The following is a 15,843-nucleotide window of genomic DNA, read 5'->3' on the forward strand; positions in this document are numbered from 1 at the left end:
GCGACTCCTTCAAAGATATATGTAATGTTTCCCCCGAAACAATTGTTTCAATTTTAGAGCCGCAAGTAGAGTAAGAACTTTATTGTTTTATAAACTTGATACTTTCATTATTAATCTTAAGGAAATAGATTCCTGCTGATAGTTGTGATACATTTATTGTATTTCTATTAGTATCTATTGTTTTTGTTAATAGCTTTTGTCCTGAAAGATTATAAACTTCAACGTTCTCTGAAGTTTTTAAACCTTTTATGCTAAGAATACTGTTTGTAGGGTTTGGGTAAATTGAATAATTAGAAAAGTTAAAATCTGTATTAGATAATGTTTGTTGAAACTCGTAAGCCCCAACATCAATTACTAATCCAACTATTCTTGTTCTTCCTGTTATATCGGTTAATGGTGTATTTGGTGATGCAACACCAGCATCTATTAAAGCGCTACCTTGTGCGGGAATTAAACCATCGTCTGCTGTTCCTAAAATATTGTCTACTCCATCAGTTTCATTACTATCTGTAAATGGATCTGATGTTGATTGCGTAAACCCTGCTGGAGAACCAAATAAAGATGGATTCAATTCTACGAAGTTATTATTGCCTGAAACAGTAGCGCCGTTTGCTAAAGCAATATCTCTGGTGTTATTGTAAAATACCGAATTTTGGATTATAAGAGAGCTGGTATTATTTCCAAATACAGCAGAAGCCACATTTGTTGACGATGGAGAAGTATTATTGAAAAAGGTAGCATTGGTTACGGTAATTCCAGAATTGAGATCTAATCTTATAGCTGGCGTTGCTTGGGCAGTATTACCTGAGAAAAGCACATTTGTCATAAAAAAGTTAGAATTCTGACTATAAACTGCACCGCCAGTACCGTTATTGACAGCATTATTGTTATTTAGAATAATGTTGTTAAAAGTGGTATTAGAGTCAACATTAGCAATTCCACCACCAAAATCGGCAGCATTATTAATGATTTGTAAGTTAGTGTATACTGTGTTAGAATTGTAATTTAATATACCGCCTCCAAGACGCATATTAATAAAGATAAATTCTAAATTAACAGAAATAAAGGAATCACCATAACCATCTGAAATGATAAAACCATCTACTAAAGTCTGATTAGAATCAGAAACCGAAACTATAACTTGGTATGTATTATCAGTAGCGTCTCCAAGCACACCTATATCTCCACTTAATATAGTAGGGTGGAGTTTGATGTTTCGTTCGCTTAAATTAGCTTCTGTACCATTAAATCCACCATACATCTTCACATTATCAACTAAATGAAAACTATATGCTCTTTCAGTTAAAGACGGTCCTCCTTCTAAATCTCTTGGGTATGCACTAGGATAATAAGTCCCTTCAGCTACCCAAATTTCGTTAACAGATGAACAGTTTACAGATTGATCAATGGCACTTTGCAATGATGTAAAGGCATTGCTCCAGTCCAAGCCATTATTATTTCCACTTGCATTTACATCTACATAAAGACGTGTAGGATAATTGTCAACTACCGTTACTGTTGCCGTAGCAGAATTACTGTTTCCAGCTTCGTCTATTACGTTGAGTGTCAATGTATTTGCACCTAAAGTTGTATCATCAAAAGTATCTATATCTAATGTCATGGATGCAATACTACAATTGTCAGAAGATCCGTTATTAATATCATCAGCGGTTATTGACTCAGGTGCACCACAAATCAAATTGATTGTAACATCTTGTGTTACAACTACTGGTGATAAATTATCTTGCACAGTTACTATAGCAGTTGTAGAATTACTATTCCCAAAGCTATCCGAGATTGTTAAATTCACTTCTGTTTCCCCAAAAGTGCTTTGTGCTGGAGCTCCATCAACCCAGTCTGTAGCAGGATCTAAATTCACGAAATTTCCATTTGGTGCTGCACCAGAAGCATCATTCACTATAGTACCTGTACCTTCATTAAAACGGTATAATCCTACTAAGCCTGCTTGCGGTGCTATCCGTTGGTTCATATCGTTTGCAATCTGTGCTTCGGTTCGTGCTACATTCCAAATACGCACTTCATCAATATCTCCTTTAAAACGTCTAAAAGTTAAAGCAACAGATCCTAAACCTTCAGTACCGATAAATAATGGCTGTGAACTATTTACAAACACAGGATTAATAACTCCTGAAGCAACTTCTACACCATTCATGTATACGTATGCCATATTGTTTACATCGTTATAGCTTACGGCAATATGTGTCCAAGTATCAGCAGGAACAGTTCCAGCTGCAGTTCCTAATCCATTTGGAGCATTAGAAGACCCATCAATATAAGTTAAGCCTACACTACCGTTATTGTCTATGGCGATGCAGTAGCCTGTACCATCTAAGGCGCTAGGTTTAGATATTGGTCTTTGCAAAGTTGGTCCGGTAGCGTCGTATTTTACCCAACATGACATGGTGTAACTACCAGAAATATCGTTTGAAGCATCGTCTGCTATTGCTATGTGTTGATCTATACCATTAAATCGTATGGCTTTATTGGTATCCATGGCTAGGTCTGCGCAGGTAAATGTATCTTGGTCTAAGCTAAAGTTTGCATCTGGAAAATTAGCTGTGTCACCAGCAAATATATCATTAGGTGTAGTGGAGGCATTCCCCGTAGCGTCTAATGATACGGTGACATTATTAACAAGAAGTGGTTGCTCATCTGTACCATTAATAGTTATAGTTAATGTTGTCCATGAAGTATCGCCATCTGTGTCTGTAATAGTATAACTAAGAATTTCTTCAACTTGATCACCTTCTTTGAGTAATAACCGTGTAGATTCTTGTACTGTATATCCATAAGTACCATCTGCGTTAATTTCAACATCTAGATAGGTGCCAGGGAATCTTGGTCCCACATTACCAACTGGAAAAGGAGTAATTCCAAACGCTACACCCGTAACTTCAAAAGCAGTATCAGCACTTTGCGTATCGTTAATTAATACATCACCAGAAGTTAAAATAAAAGGAGCATTATCAGCAATAGTATAGGTGTCAGCAGCAGCCGTAGGAGACGTGTCTCCTATACCGATGTTTAAAGTTTCGGTTGCATTTAAGTTATTAGTATCTATTAACGTAATTAAAAATGGGTCTTCTAAAACATCATTTGTTGTCATTGAATGATTTTGATTTGTACCATTGGGGTCGTACAAATAAGAAATTAGACCTGTACTAATATTGTAACTCATTATGGTTAAAACACCATAAGTTCCTGTAATATTAATTGGCATTGTCGACGCGGAAATAAGCTGAGCTTCTGTTATAACACTATCTAAAATTTGGATACTTGCAATACCATTAGGAGCAACAATGGAAAAGTTTGCATTTGTTAGTGTTGAATTTTCAACAACAAACTGGTCGATATTTGGAATGTAAAAATTATACTCTGGTATTGTTATGGTTGGCGTAATATCTATAACACTTAAAGTCAAATTATTACCTGTATTACTTATTAACCATTCCTGACCAACTGGTAATATTGGAAGATTTAACGTATCAAAGTTTCCACTAATAATAGCACTAGGAATAATATCAAAACTATCACCAATTTGAGGTGTAAATCCGTTTTGTAATGTAACGTTTAGAGCGCCTGAGAGGAATACTGATGTTCCTATACCAGCCAATATTTGGTCATATTCTGTTGCTGCCATAGTGCCGCCAATATCAATATTTAATTGAGATAAAGGTGAAAAAATTAAGTTGTTAGAGTTAAAGGTATACGACCCAATCGGATTACCTGGTGCAAAAATCCCTTCATTTCTAAAGTCTGGAATAGCTGTTGTAGTGCTCGAACCTTGCCATGTTCCTTTATTAATTACCGTAAATGGATTAACAGATATATAAAAAGTAATGGTTCCGTTTTGGATTATAGTGCCAGTATGTTCGTTGTACAAATAGGAACCGTCTTGAAGTTCCATATTATCGTTATTAATAAATGTACCATTATTATAAAATCCTATAACAAAAGGGACATTCAAATAGCCATCATTTTTTAGAATTCCTGTGACCTCATTTGTAAAACTATATAAAAAAGTAAGTCTACCTACATTTTGACTTATATGAATAAGTCCAAAGTTATATAATAATACGTCAACATCTACCTCAGCATTTATAATAACTGTATCATTGGTATTTATTGTAGCACCAGGATATGAAGGCGACCAGTTATTTGCATCTGACCATAAATTTGATGAAGAACCATCAAAAGTATATGTGGTTTGAGAATAGGTGTTTAAAGAAATTAAAAATGCAAAAAACAGAAGTAATTTTATTTTCATTGTGCCTAATTATTATATTCCTAAAAGTGATTACTATTAACAAGCACAAGTTATTATCATAGCTTGCCACAAGCAATACGCATGTGTGTCAAAAAATACGTAGGGGTACGTAGTAGTATTTATATTGAAGAAAGAAGTTCTTTGTTTTGCGAAACCCAGTTGGACAGTGCGTCTTGATCTGAAGTAAGACTAAGCTTTTTTATAATATTAGCACGATGTTTTTGCACGGTTCTAATTGAGATAAGCAATGTTTCGGAAATCTCTTTAGACGATTTTTCATTAGAAATAAGCCTTACAATAGTACGCTCAGAAGGTGATAGCAATTTTATTTTCTCTATTTCTGGTGATATTTGAGACTGAAACACGTCGTTAAATGTAGAGCTATAATAGTTTTCGCCTTCAAGTACTTTGTAAATGCATTTTTGGATTTCAGAAAAGGGTTCGTCTTTAAGTAAGTAGCCAGAGATGTTTAGTGATTTTGCCTTAAAAATATAACGACTTTCTTTATGTGAAGTCAAAATAATAAATTTGGTTTGAAGGCTTTTTTCTTGGCATTTATTAATGACTTCAAAACCAGTTAACAGAGGCATTTCAATATCTAATATTGCAATTTCTGGAGTTTCTGAAGCTAATTTTTCTAAAGCTTCAGCACCATTAGTTGCAGTTAAGATATTCTTATAGTTATTACTAAGTAATTCGTCCTTAAGCCCTTTTAAAAGCATCGGGTGATCATCTGCGACTAATATTTTTATATTTCTATTCATTAACTATGATAAACGTATTTTTGCTTTGGTTATAGTGCCTCCATCAATTTTACTATCAATTAATAACTCTCCATTTAATATTTTGATGCGTTCTTCGAGTGTTTTTAAACCTAAGCTGTTTTTGTTTTTAGCTGAGGTGACATCAAAGCCTTTACCGTTATCCTTTATTAGCACTAAAATAATATCTTTTTCTTTTTCGATGGTAATAGATAGTGCTTTGGCTTCTGCATGCTTTAAGATATTATTGATGCACTCTTGAACAAATCTGTACAAGTGTAAAGCTTTTTCATCAGTTAAGTTATCGTCAATATTTTCAATATCTGTAGATACAAAAAGGGCATTGTTTTCGTCAATATCTATAGCAAGCTGTTCTATGCTTTCGGTAAACCCTAACTGTTTTAATAAAGGTGGAAATAATCCACGCGAGATGTGTCTTACTTCTTCAAGTGTATTGTTAGTAAGTGCAGATATTTCTTCTTGGTTATGATTTTGTGCTTTTCGTTTTATTAGCGTTAGTTGCTGACTTACACTGTCATGCAGTTCACTTGCTATGCGTTTACGTTCGTCTTCTTGTGATTGAATAAGGTCTAATGCAAATTGGTCCTGTAGTTTTTTACGCAGTTGAAATTGTCTTAAAAAATAGAGCAAAACTCCTATAACCAAGCAACTTATGGCTACCATAAACCACCAGGTCTTATAGAAAAATTCTTTACTTAAAATTGGTATAATTAGAGATGTGCCAACTTTGTTACCAGAATAATCTAATGCCTCAATTTCTAAATTATAGTTTCCTGAAGCAAGATTTGGAAATTGGATGAAGCTTTGGTTTTTTAAGTCTATCCATTGGTTATTATTTAGTCTATATCGGTAAAAATAATCATTGGCAAGACCGATATTATTTTTTAACGCGAAATCAAGAGAAAGTGCACGGTTTTCAGTTGGTAGCTCAATGATGAAGTCTTTTTCATCTAAAATTTTTCTATTGCTTAAATCTGAAAATCGTTCGGTTTCTATATTGTAATAATTAGTATTTAATAAGGTGAGTTGGGCATTATCTTCTTTTGGTCTTAGCTTATCTGGATTAAAGAAATTGACACCTGAAAGCGTCCCAAAATAAATGCCATCATCTGTTTTGAGCGAACTGTATCTATTCCCTTCATAATGACTGAAACCATCTTTTTCCGAATATCGCCTTGTGGTTCTGTTCAATGGATTATAAGCTACTACACCATTAAATGTATTAATCCACCATGTGTTTTTATGAACAATGACACCAGCAATGCCAGCATTTAGTTCATCCTCATAAATTATAGAGAAATTATTTTTCTTTGCATCGTATGTGTAAATATGTCCATTTCTTGTTCCAAATAATGGATTGCCTTGATCGTCAAATGCACAAACAAAAACAAAATTATCTTTTAGATCGGTTTGTAACCAACTCTTTTTATTAGTTAAATCATAGATTAAAATCCCTTTGTCTGTAGCGCCGAGGATGCGATTATTCTGTAAAACCAAATCAAAAACACTTAAGCTATCTGTTTTGATAATGGAGGAATGTTCTCCAGTATTTTTATTAAAACGCATCAGATTATAGCCTACAGTAGCGTATACAAAGATGCTATCATTAAGACTCCTAAAGTTCTTTATTGGGTAATGCCGGTACGATTTTGACTTAAATGTTAAAGGATCAATTTTAAGAAAACTGCCATTACTATGACTCCATATTAGACTATCATCGAAAATTATATTACGTGTAGATCGTGGACTTATGGACTTTCCATTTTCCAATAGTTTTAGCGGCTCCACAACCTGAGACTCTTGGTTAAAGTTAAACCATCCGTTATTTTCTGTTGCAATAATAATATTTTGAGTATCCTTTTTTTTGATAGCACGGATAGGATAGTCTTTTAAATAAGTGGTTACTGAAGGATTCCGAAACCTATAATGATGTAGATTTCCATTGTAAAAAAGCCATAATTCTTGCTTAAGGTCGTTTGAATAGGCTTCAATGGTATTTACTGGTTTAAGAGTATTGTCTTTATAAAGTGTTTTAATGGCGTCCAGCTCAACGGATTGAAAAATCACAGTATTTTCAAAACTTGAAAACATCATATGTTTTCCCTTTTTGTCCACTACGACTTCTAATTGGTTTTTGGTATTAAGTTTTGGATTTGTTGATTTTAAGTCAAATGTTTTAAAGTCAATAGCATATAATTCGTCCTTGGAATCAACTTGAGCGTAGTTTAGGCCTTCGTATTCAAATGTCTTTGTAATCCAAAACTTTTTTCTCGCAATATCTGATTCTCGATCAAAGTCATCATTTTTAAACTGCTTAAAGATTTGACCCTTCCAGTCGGTAAAGACAATAGGGAAATTATTATCGCTTATTATGCAATAAGATTCTTTAAATATTAATTCTGTTCCGCTATCTAAAACAAATTGTTGAGGAATATCAAGGGTAAATTTGAAAATTAGATTAAACGTAAAGTTATCCGTAATTTCATACAGACTAATGTCTTTATTGTTTTGCGCTAACACATAATTTTTCCCATTGTAACCAAACACCTTTGAATGCGAGTACGCCTCAAACTTTTGATAGGTGAAAGTGATGCTGTAAGGGTCAAACAATATAATCTTCTCTTCAGATTCTGAATTTAATACAATTAAAATCTTACCATCTTTACGTTTAAATAATTGTGAAACTTCATTGGTGGTTTTCGAAAGATTTGGAATTGTAATTTCCTGAAACGTGTTACCATTAAAGCGCAGCAATGCGAGTTCTTTTGAAGTGGACAATATGGTCCTAATATCATTATCCATACCTCCAAGCCACAAAAAGCCATCATCATCAGAACACATACTATTAACTCTATCTAGTTTTAGTCCATCATCTTTAGAGAATGTACGTTTCTGGAATTGATCTAAGGATTGACCGAAGGTTTGGAGCGAAAGATTTAAAAAAAGAAAAAGTAAATACTTCTTCATTAAGCAGGTTGTTATTTTTTGATAAGGCCTAAAGTTACAAATTGTAAAGAAATCCTATTCTATTGTTCATAATTATTCATAAAACAACTAAGTATAACTGCATACATTGCTTAATTTCACTTTTTGTAAAAACATCAAATTTGGACAAGTATTTAAGTCAATTAAACGAAGCGCAACTCGCGCCAACTATACAGAAGGATGGACCAATGATAGTTATTGCTGGCGCTGGCTCTGGTAAAACACGTGTTCTTACATATAGAATTGCTTATTTAATGAGTCAGGGTGTTGATGCTTTTAATATTTTGGCATTAACCTTTACCAATAAGGCTGCTCGTGAGATGAAAGGCAGAATTGCTGATATAGTTGGAGATGGCGAGGCCCGAAATTTATGGATGGGAACATTTCATTCTGTATTTGCTAAGATTTTGAGATTTGAAGGGCATCACTTAGGTTTTCCAAGTAATTTCACCATTTACGACACCCAAGATTCTCAAAAGCTACTAAACTCAATTATTAAAGAGATGGGTCTTGATAAAGATATTTATAAAACCAAACAGGTTTATAGCCGTATCTCATCTTACAAAAACAATTTAATTACTGTAAAAGCATATTATAAAAACCCAGAGTTAATGGAAGCCGATGCTGCCGCTAGGCGTCCAAGAATGGGTGAAATTTACCAAGAGTATGTAGAGCGTTGTTTTAAAGCAGGCGCTATGGATTTTGATGATTTATTGTTAAGAACCAACGAATTATTAACGCGTTTTCCAGCTGTTTTAGCTCAATATCAAAGTAGATTTAGATACATTTTAGTTGATGAGTATCAAGATACAAACCACTCACAATATTTGATAGTACGTGCTTTAGCGGATAGATTTCAGAATATTTGCGTCGTTGGTGATGATGCGCAAAGTATTTATGCCTTTAGAGGTGCAAACATTAACAACATCCTAAATTTTCAGAAAGATTATGACGATGTTAAAATGTATCGACTAGAACAAAATTATCGTTCTACAAAAAATATCGTTGGTGCGGCAAATTCAATTATAGAGCACAATAAGACCAAACTTGATAAAGTAGTTTGGACTGCAAATGTCGAAGGCGAAAAAGTAATCGTTCATCGCAGTATGACTGATGGTGATGAAGGTAGATATGTTGCAAGTACCATTTGGGAAACTAAAATGAATAATCAGTTGCAGAGCAGCGATTTTGCTGTTTTGTATCGTACAAATGCGCAATCACGTGCTATTGAAGATGCCTTGCGCAAACGAGACATTCCTTATCGTATTTATGGAGGATTGTCTTTTTACCAACGTAAAGAGATTAAAGATGTCACAGCCTATTTGCGTTTAATACTTAATCCTGCTGACGAAGAAGCGTTAAAACGTGTTATTAATTACCCAGCAAGAGGTATTGGGCAAACAACTGTAGACCGACTTATAGTTGCTGCTAACGGAAGCGGAAAAACGATATACGACATCTTAAAAGATATAGATAATGTTACCATTAACATTAATAATGGTACTAAAGGAAAATTAAGAGATTTTGTAACACTTATTGAAAGTTATAAAGTCATGAATCAAACAGCAAATGCTTTTGATTTGGCAGAGCATGTGACAAAAACTAGTGGTTTAATTAGAGAACTTGGCAAAGATGGAACGCCAGAAGGTGTTACCAAATTAGATAACGTTCAAGAATTATTAAACGGTATTAAAGATTTTGTCGAAGGTCAAATCGAATTAGCAGATGCAGGTGATTCTTTAGCTGAGTTTTTAGAAGATGTGGCTTTAGCTACTGACTTAGATGGCGATAAAGGAGACCCAAATCATGTAGCTTTAATGACCATTCACTTAGCTAAAGGTTTGGAGTTTCCGCATGTATTTATAGTCGGTATGGAAGAAGATTTGTTTCCAAGTGCTATGAGTATGAATACTAGAAGCGAACTAGAAGAAGAACGTCGATTATTTTATGTAGCTTTGACGAGAGCAGAAAAACAGGCCTATTTGACCTATACAATTTCTCGATACCGTTGGGGGAAATTAATAGATGCTGAACCAAGCCGTTTTATTGAAGAAATTGATAATAAATTTGTTAACGTAACAACACCAATGCGAGAGCAGCGTTTTAACCCAATGTTAGATGCTTCTATATTTGGTGACGTTGAACCGAATAAAATTAGATTTGCAAAACCAAAATCTCCGAAATTGAAAAAGAAGGAAGACCGTAAAAAACCAGAAAATTTTAAAATAAGTGCACCAAAAAAGATGACAGCACTTAAAGATGCTGATGCTACAGAAAATCTTTATGAAGGCAAATTAACAGTTGGCAAGATTGTTAATCATGACCGCTTTGGTAGAGGTGAAGTTATAAATATTGAAGGCAAAGGTGCCGATGCAAAAGCAGAAATAAAGTTTAGCAACGGTGATGTAAAAAAACTATTACTTCGTTTTGCTAAGCTTGAAATTTTAAGGATTAAAGGATCGAAATAATTCAGTTTAGATATGGCTGATTTCATTAAAATATATCCAGAAAATCCAAACCCAAAACAAATTCAGAAAATTGTAAGCGTTCTTAAAAAGGGAGGCTTAGTCATTTACCCAACTGACACTGTTTATGGTTTGGGTTGTGATATTACTAATATTAAAGCCTTAGAGCGTATTGCTAGAATCAAAGGTGTAAAGCTTGAGAAAGCTAATTTTTCTTTCATTTGCGAAGACCTGAGTAACCTTAGTGATTACGTAAAGCAAATAAACACTTCAACTTTTAAGATACTAAAACGTGCTTTGCCAGGTGCATATACTTTTATTTTACCAGGTTCAAAAAGTTTGCCTAACCCATTTAAAAAAAGAAAAACCGTTGGTATTAGAGTACCTGATAATTCTATTATTTTAAGTTTAGTCGCAGCTTTAGGAAATCCAATTGTATCTACATCTATAAGAGATGATGATGATGTTTTGGAATATACAACTGACCCCGAATTAATTTTAGAAAAATGGGATAACCTCGTAGATATAGTTATTGATGGTGGCTATGGAGATAATGAAGCTTCTACAGTTATCGATTTATCAGAAGACGAGCCTACAGTTATCCGTGAAGGAAAGGGAAGTTTAGAAATATTTTAAGCACTTTTAAATACTTTCGATATTCTATTAGATATAGAATAAAAAAGAATCAATGATAATAGACCACAGACAAAAAAGCCAAGAAATAAAGGCGTAGTAGAGTCTACAACAAATTTGCCTATAAAGTTTGCAATAGGTACCGCCATTACCGTAGATATAAAACCATTCAGCGCTGATCCAATACCAGCAATGTGTCCCATGGGTTCCATTGCAAGAGCTCTTAAATTTCCAAACAGAAAACCTATGGTAAAAAATTGAAGTGCAAAAAAGCCCAATAAAACTTCAATACTTGGTTTTGCACCCGACCAAAAAACAATCACAAAAAGTAGCGATATTAATACAAAACTGAGCATCGCCATGTGTACAATATTGCGCATTCCAAATTTGATGACCAACTGACTATTCATAAATGTAGAAAGGCCAACAGCTATTGCTAAACTCGCAAATATCAATGGAAATTCTTCAGCCATATTATATTGCTGTTCAAAAATACGTTGCGAGGTACTTAAATATACCATAAATGAACCTGTGATTAAACCAGATAGTATGGTATAAATAACAGCAGGTTTTATTTTAAAAAAAGCAATGGTTCCTGTCTTAAAAATAGACAACCGATAATTTAATCGGTATTGATTCTTTAAGGTTTCGGGTTGTCTTATCCAAAACCAAATCATTATTAAAATACCAAAACCAAGGGTGAATATAAATATGGATTTCCAGTGATAATGCTGCATTAAAAACTGTCCGAGTGATGGTGCTATTACCGGTACTAATATAAAAATCATGACAACAAATGATAGCACTTTTGCCATATAGTCTCCAGAATATGAATCTCTTACCATCGCAATGCACATGGTTCGCGGAGCTGCTAAACCAATACCTTGCAGAACACGACCAAACAACATCATTTCAAAACTTTTTGTTGTTACGCAAACTATTGAAGCGATTGCAAAAACAATGAAACCTAAATATACTATTGGCTTACGACCAAAACTATCTGATAGCGGACCAAATAGTAATTGACCAACGCCAAGACCAAGAAAAATAGAAGTAATTAGTTTGGGATTATCTTTAGTGTCTTTAACACTTAAAAATTCGCCAATATCTGGTAATGCAGGTAATACGGCATCAATTGATAGTGCAACAATTGACATCAGTCCGGCCATTAAAACAATAAATTCTACCTGTGACCGACTTTGTTTTTTCATGGTGCAAAAGTAAGCTAATAATTAGGTATTTTTGGTTATCAATAGTGCTTTTGTAAATAGCATAATTTAATTACTCAATACTTAAAAAAATGACAGAATCCTTAATAAAACTTTATAAACGAGATTTAAATGCAGTAAAAAAAGAATTGCAATCTTATAAAAATGAAGCCAATATATGGCTTGTAGATAAAGAGATTTCTAATTGTACTGGTAATTTGGTATTGCATATCGTTGGTAATCTTAATCATTTTATTGGAGCAATATTGGGAAATTCTGGTTACATAAGAAAGCGTGATTTAGAATTCTCTCAAAAAAATATTTCTGTTTCAGAAATGATAAAAATGATTGATGATACTCAGAATGTCATTGATAAAACATTATCAAATTTAACCGAAGCCAACTTACAGGAAGAGTATAGAAGAAATCCTTTTGAAGATTACATGACTACAGAATATTTTTTGTTACATCTAAAATCACATTTAGCATACCATTTAGGTCAAATAAACTATCACAGACGATTACTAGAGTAGTATCTTTGTTTAAAGAGATTTAATATATGCATCACCTTAAAGAAAAGTCAGTAGATAAAACAAAAAAGAAGCCTAAAGTAACAATAGGTAAGGCTTTTAAAACTATTATTTGGCCAAGACGAAATCTAGTTTTTATTGGACTTTTGCTTATTATTTTAAGGAGCTTAGCAGGTTTAATTTTACCATGGCAAAGTAAAGTGTTATTGGATGAGGTTGTTCCTCAAAAAGATTTTAGTCAATTATACAGTTTAATTGCCATAGTTATTACAGCAATATTAATTCAAGCTGTGACATCATTCGCTTTAACAAAAATACTAAGCGTACAAGCTCAGTTTTTAATAAGTGAATTACGTGCTCAAGTTCAAAAGAAGGTATTATCGTTACCAATCAGTTTTTTTGATAACACAAAATCAGGTGCTTTAGTATCAAGAATTATGAGTGATGTAGAAGGTGTTCGTAACCTTATTGGCACAGGTTTGGTACAATTGGTTGGTGGCACATTTACTGCCATAATCTCACTAATTATTTTAATAAACTTAAATCCGTGGATGACCCTTTTTGTATTCGTTCCATTGTCAATCTTTGCATTCATTGCTTTAAAAGCTTTCAAATATATACGACCAATATTTAGGACACGCGGAAAAATTAATGCAGAAGTCAAAGGTCGTTTGACAGAAACCTTAGCTGGTGTTAGAGTAATAAAAGCTTTTAATGCGGAAAATCAGGAAAATAAAGTTTTTGAAAAAGGAGTCGATAGTATTTTTCAAAATGTAAAAAAGAGTTTAACTGCTACAGCTTTAATGACAAGTTCATCTACGTTTTTGATTGGAGTTGCGACTACAGGAATCATGGGTATAGGTGGTTATTACATGATGCAAGATAGCATGACGACAGGTGAGTTTCTATTCTTTACATTGATATTAGGTTTTATGATTGCACCAATAGTACAAATGAGTAATATTGGTAGTCAATTGACCGAAGCTTTAGCAGGTTTAGACCGAACTGAAGAGTTAATGAATATGACAGCTGAAGATGAAGATGAGAGCAGAACAATTGAGTTGCAAGCTCTAAAAGGAAATATAGAATTTAGTGACGTCTCTTTTGAATATGAAGAAAACAAACCAGTGCTACATAATATCAATTTTAATGCACCATCAGGTTCTGTCATTGCATTAGTAGGTAGTTCTGGTTCAGGAAAATCTACGATTGCTGGATTATCAGCGACATTTTTGAATCCAAATTCTGGTAAAATCACTATAGATGGTGAGGATTTATCTAAAGTCAAATTGAATAGCTTTAGAAAGCATTTAGGTGTGGTGTTGCAAGATGAATTTTTGTTCGAAGGTTCCATTCGTGAAAATATTATGTTCCCAAGACCAAATGCTACAGAAGCGCAATTACAGAATGCAGTTAAAGCTGCATATGTCAATGAGTTTACAGACCGATTTGATGATGGTTTAGAAACTTTGATTGGAGAACGTGGTGTAAAGCTTTCTGGAGGGCAGCGCCAACGTATTGCTATTGCAAGGGCTATTTTAGCAGACCCAAAAATTATCATTTTAGATGAAGCAACTTCAAATTTAGATACTGAAAGTGAAGGATTAATTCAAAAGAGTTTATCAGAATTAACTAATAACAGAACTACTATAGTTATTGCTCACCGTTTAAGCACAATTAAGCGCGCTGACCAAATTTTAGTCATCGAAGCTGGTAAAATTGTAGAACGTGGTAACCATGACGAACTACTTGCTAAGAAAGCGCGATATTACGATTTGTATACGTTTCAGGCTAAGATATAGTTATTCAAGACACAGAATTACCCCAATTTGAAATAGAACGAATTATAGGAATAAGTGTTTCTCCAAGAGTGGTTAATCGGTATTCCACTTTAAGTGGTGGTTTCTTTGTGTATACTTTGCGTTCAATAATTTTATCCTCTTCAAGTTTCTTTAATTGTAAGCTTAGAGTGCGCTCAGTAACAGTAGGCATAAGCTTGCGTAATTCATTATAACGTAAGGTGCCATTTATTAAATGGTAAAGTATAACTGTTTTCCATTTTCCGCCTATTACACCCATGGTAAGACTAGCACAACAAGGATATTCCTTACCATTGTAAGAGTATGTTTCTTTAATTATATCTGCCATAATTTTATACTATCATATTTGACCGTTATTGCAAAGGTAAAATACTATACTTAGTTTTGCAACTATAAAAAATATAGTATAATAAAATAATTACAATGAGTACACCTAATATTACTAAAGAAGACGTTCTTAATGCATTTCAATATAGACATGCAACAAAAGAATTTGATGCAACACGCAAGCTGACTGATGATGATATCAATTTTATTTTAAAGACTGCAAATTTATCACCTAGCTCTTTTGGTTTTGAGCCTTGGCATTTTATTGTAGTTCAAGATAAAGAACTAAGAGAATTACTTAAACCTGTTGCTTGGGGAGCACCATTAAAACTAGATACAGCAAGCCACTTTATTTTGGGGTTAAGTATGAAAGCACCTATGACTAAATGGAATTCTGATTACATCTTGCATATGATGAAAGAGGTAAAGCAGTTCCCAGAAGATGTTATCGAAATGTATTCTAAGTTTTACAGAGAATTTCAGGAACGTGACTTTAATTTAGATTCTGATAAAAAACTATTTGATTGGGCGTCTAAACAAACGTATATCGCTTTAGCAAATATGATGACTTCTGCTGCTTTAGTAGGAATTGATAGTTGTCCAATTGAAGGTTTTCATGAGGAAAAAATAAATGCACTTCTACAGGATAAGTTTGGAGTAGATACTGATAAATATGGCTTGTCTTATATGGTCGCTTTTGGATACAGAAAAGAAGAACCGCCACACGCAAAGACAAGAAGAGATTTTGAAGATATTGTAACTTGGAGATAGACTTAGAATTAAGTAATAAAAAACGGTTTGAGTA

Annotated in this window: 10 protein-coding genes; 5 read left to right on the forward strand and 5 right to left on the reverse strand. The window is 33.6% G+C overall.

Going from position 1 to position 15,843, the window contains the following annotated elements; all coding sequences use genetic code 11:
• Positions 1-79: 79 nt before the first annotated feature.
• The 3 genes from BTO05_RS01615 to BTO05_RS01625 form a co-directional block, all read right to left on the reverse strand.
• A complete protein-coding gene (locus BTO05_RS01615) occupies positions 80-4,288 on the reverse strand; it encodes a LamG-like jellyroll fold domain-containing protein (RefSeq protein WP_087490979.1) in 4,209 nt (1,402 codons plus the stop codon).
• A gap of 119 nt (positions 4,289-4,407) precedes the next feature.
• Complete coding sequence (locus BTO05_RS01620; protein WP_087490980.1) at positions 4,408-5,052, reverse strand: response regulator transcription factor; 645 nt, start codon at positions 5,050-5,052, stop codon at positions 4,408-4,410.
• A 3-nt stretch (positions 5,053-5,055) separates the two neighbouring features.
• On the reverse strand, positions 5,056-8,037 hold the full coding sequence (locus tag BTO05_RS01625) for a triple tyrosine motif-containing protein (RefSeq protein ID WP_087490981.1): 2,982 nt from the start codon (positions 8,035-8,037) through the stop codon (positions 5,056-5,058).
• A 140-nt stretch (positions 8,038-8,177) separates the two neighbouring features.
• Between BTO05_RS01625 and BTO05_RS01630 the strand changes: the two genes are divergently transcribed.
• Together BTO05_RS01630 and BTO05_RS01635 are read left to right on the forward strand one after the other, a co-directional pair.
• Positions 8,178-10,523 carry an ATP-dependent helicase gene (locus tag BTO05_RS01630; RefSeq protein WP_087490982.1) on the forward strand — a complete coding sequence of 782 codons (2,346 nt, stop codon included), beginning with the start codon at positions 8,178-8,180 and terminating at the stop codon, positions 10,521-10,523.
• Between the two features lie 12 nt (positions 10,524-10,535).
• On the forward strand, positions 10,536-11,156 hold the full coding sequence (locus BTO05_RS01635) for an L-threonylcarbamoyladenylate synthase (protein ID WP_087490983.1): 621 nt from the start codon (positions 10,536-10,538) through the stop codon (positions 11,154-11,156).
• On the opposite strand, the gene BTO05_RS01640 is transcribed toward BTO05_RS01635, so the two are convergent.
• Positions 11,153-12,364 (reverse strand): multidrug effflux MFS transporter, encoded by a 1,212-nt coding sequence (locus BTO05_RS01640; protein WP_087490984.1) that lies wholly within the window; start codon positions 12,362-12,364, stop codon positions 11,153-11,155. The two genes, BTO05_RS01635 and BTO05_RS01640, sit on opposite strands and share 4 nt — an antisense overlap.
• An 89-nt stretch (positions 12,365-12,453) precedes the next feature.
• On the opposite strand from BTO05_RS01640, the gene BTO05_RS01645 reads away from it, so the two are divergent.
• Positions 12,454-12,894 (forward strand): DinB family protein, encoded by a 441-nt coding sequence (locus BTO05_RS01645; protein WP_087490985.1) that lies wholly within the window; start codon positions 12,454-12,456, stop codon positions 12,892-12,894.
• A gap of 26 nt (positions 12,895-12,920) precedes the next feature.
• On the forward strand, positions 12,921-14,693 hold the full coding sequence (locus BTO05_RS01650) for an ABC transporter ATP-binding protein (protein ID WP_087490986.1): 1,773 nt from the start codon (positions 12,921-12,923) through the stop codon (positions 14,691-14,693).
• A gap of 4 nt (positions 14,694-14,697) precedes the next feature.
• Here BTO05_RS01650 and BTO05_RS01655 read toward each other — a convergent pair whose 3' ends face one another.
• Positions 14,698-15,039: a winged helix-turn-helix transcriptional regulator gene (locus BTO05_RS01655; RefSeq protein WP_087490987.1), complete on the reverse strand. Its 342-nt coding sequence runs from the start codon at positions 15,037-15,039 to the stop codon at positions 14,698-14,700.
• 95 nt (positions 15,040-15,134) lie between these two features.
• Here BTO05_RS01655 and BTO05_RS01660 point away from each other — a divergent pair, with 95 nt between their 5' ends.
• The gene (locus tag BTO05_RS01660; RefSeq protein WP_087490988.1) at positions 15,135-15,809 is read left to right on the forward strand and encodes an NAD(P)H-dependent oxidoreductase; all 675 of its coding nucleotides are present in this window, start codon (positions 15,135-15,137) and stop codon (positions 15,807-15,809) included.
• The last annotated feature ends 34 nt before the right edge of the window (positions 15,810-15,843 follow it).

Origin of the sequence: Winogradskyella sp. PC-19 (assembly GCF_002163855.1) — a bacterium.
Classification (GTDB): Bacteria; Bacteroidota; Bacteroidia; order Flavobacteriales; family Flavobacteriaceae; genus Winogradskyella.

What these genes read in the sequence shown, in the direction of transcription:
- BTO05_RS01660 (WP_087490988.1), top strand. Translation starts at nt 15,135, where the DNA reads ATGAGTACACCTAATATTACTAAAGAAGACGTTCTTAATGCATTTCAA.
- BTO05_RS01635 (WP_087490983.1), top strand. Translation starts at nt 10,536, where the DNA reads ATGGCTGATTTCATTAAAATATATCCAGAAAATCCAAACCCAAAACAA.
- BTO05_RS01620 (WP_087490980.1), bottom strand. Translation starts at nt 5,052, where the DNA reads ATGAATAGAAATATAAAAATATTAGTCGCAGATGATCACCCGATGCTT.
- BTO05_RS01655 (WP_087490987.1), bottom strand. Translation starts at nt 15,039, where the DNA reads ATGGCAGATATAATTAAAGAAACATACTCTTACAATGGTAAGGAATAT.
- BTO05_RS01650 (WP_087490986.1), top strand. Translation starts at nt 12,921, where the DNA reads ATGCATCACCTTAAAGAAAAGTCAGTAGATAAAACAAAAAAGAAGCCT.
- BTO05_RS01625 (WP_087490981.1), bottom strand. Translation starts at nt 8,037, where the DNA reads ATGAAGAAGTATTTACTTTTTCTTTTTTTAAATCTTTCGCTCCAAACC.
- BTO05_RS01640 (WP_087490984.1), bottom strand. Translation starts at nt 12,364, where the DNA reads ATGAAAAAACAAAGTCGGTCACAGGTAGAATTTATTGTTTTAATGGCC.
- BTO05_RS01645 (WP_087490985.1), top strand. Translation starts at nt 12,454, where the DNA reads ATGACAGAATCCTTAATAAAACTTTATAAACGAGATTTAAATGCAGTA.
- BTO05_RS01615 (WP_087490979.1), bottom strand. Translation starts at nt 4,288, where the DNA reads ATGAAAATAAAATTACTTCTGTTTTTTGCATTTTTAATTTCTTTAAAC.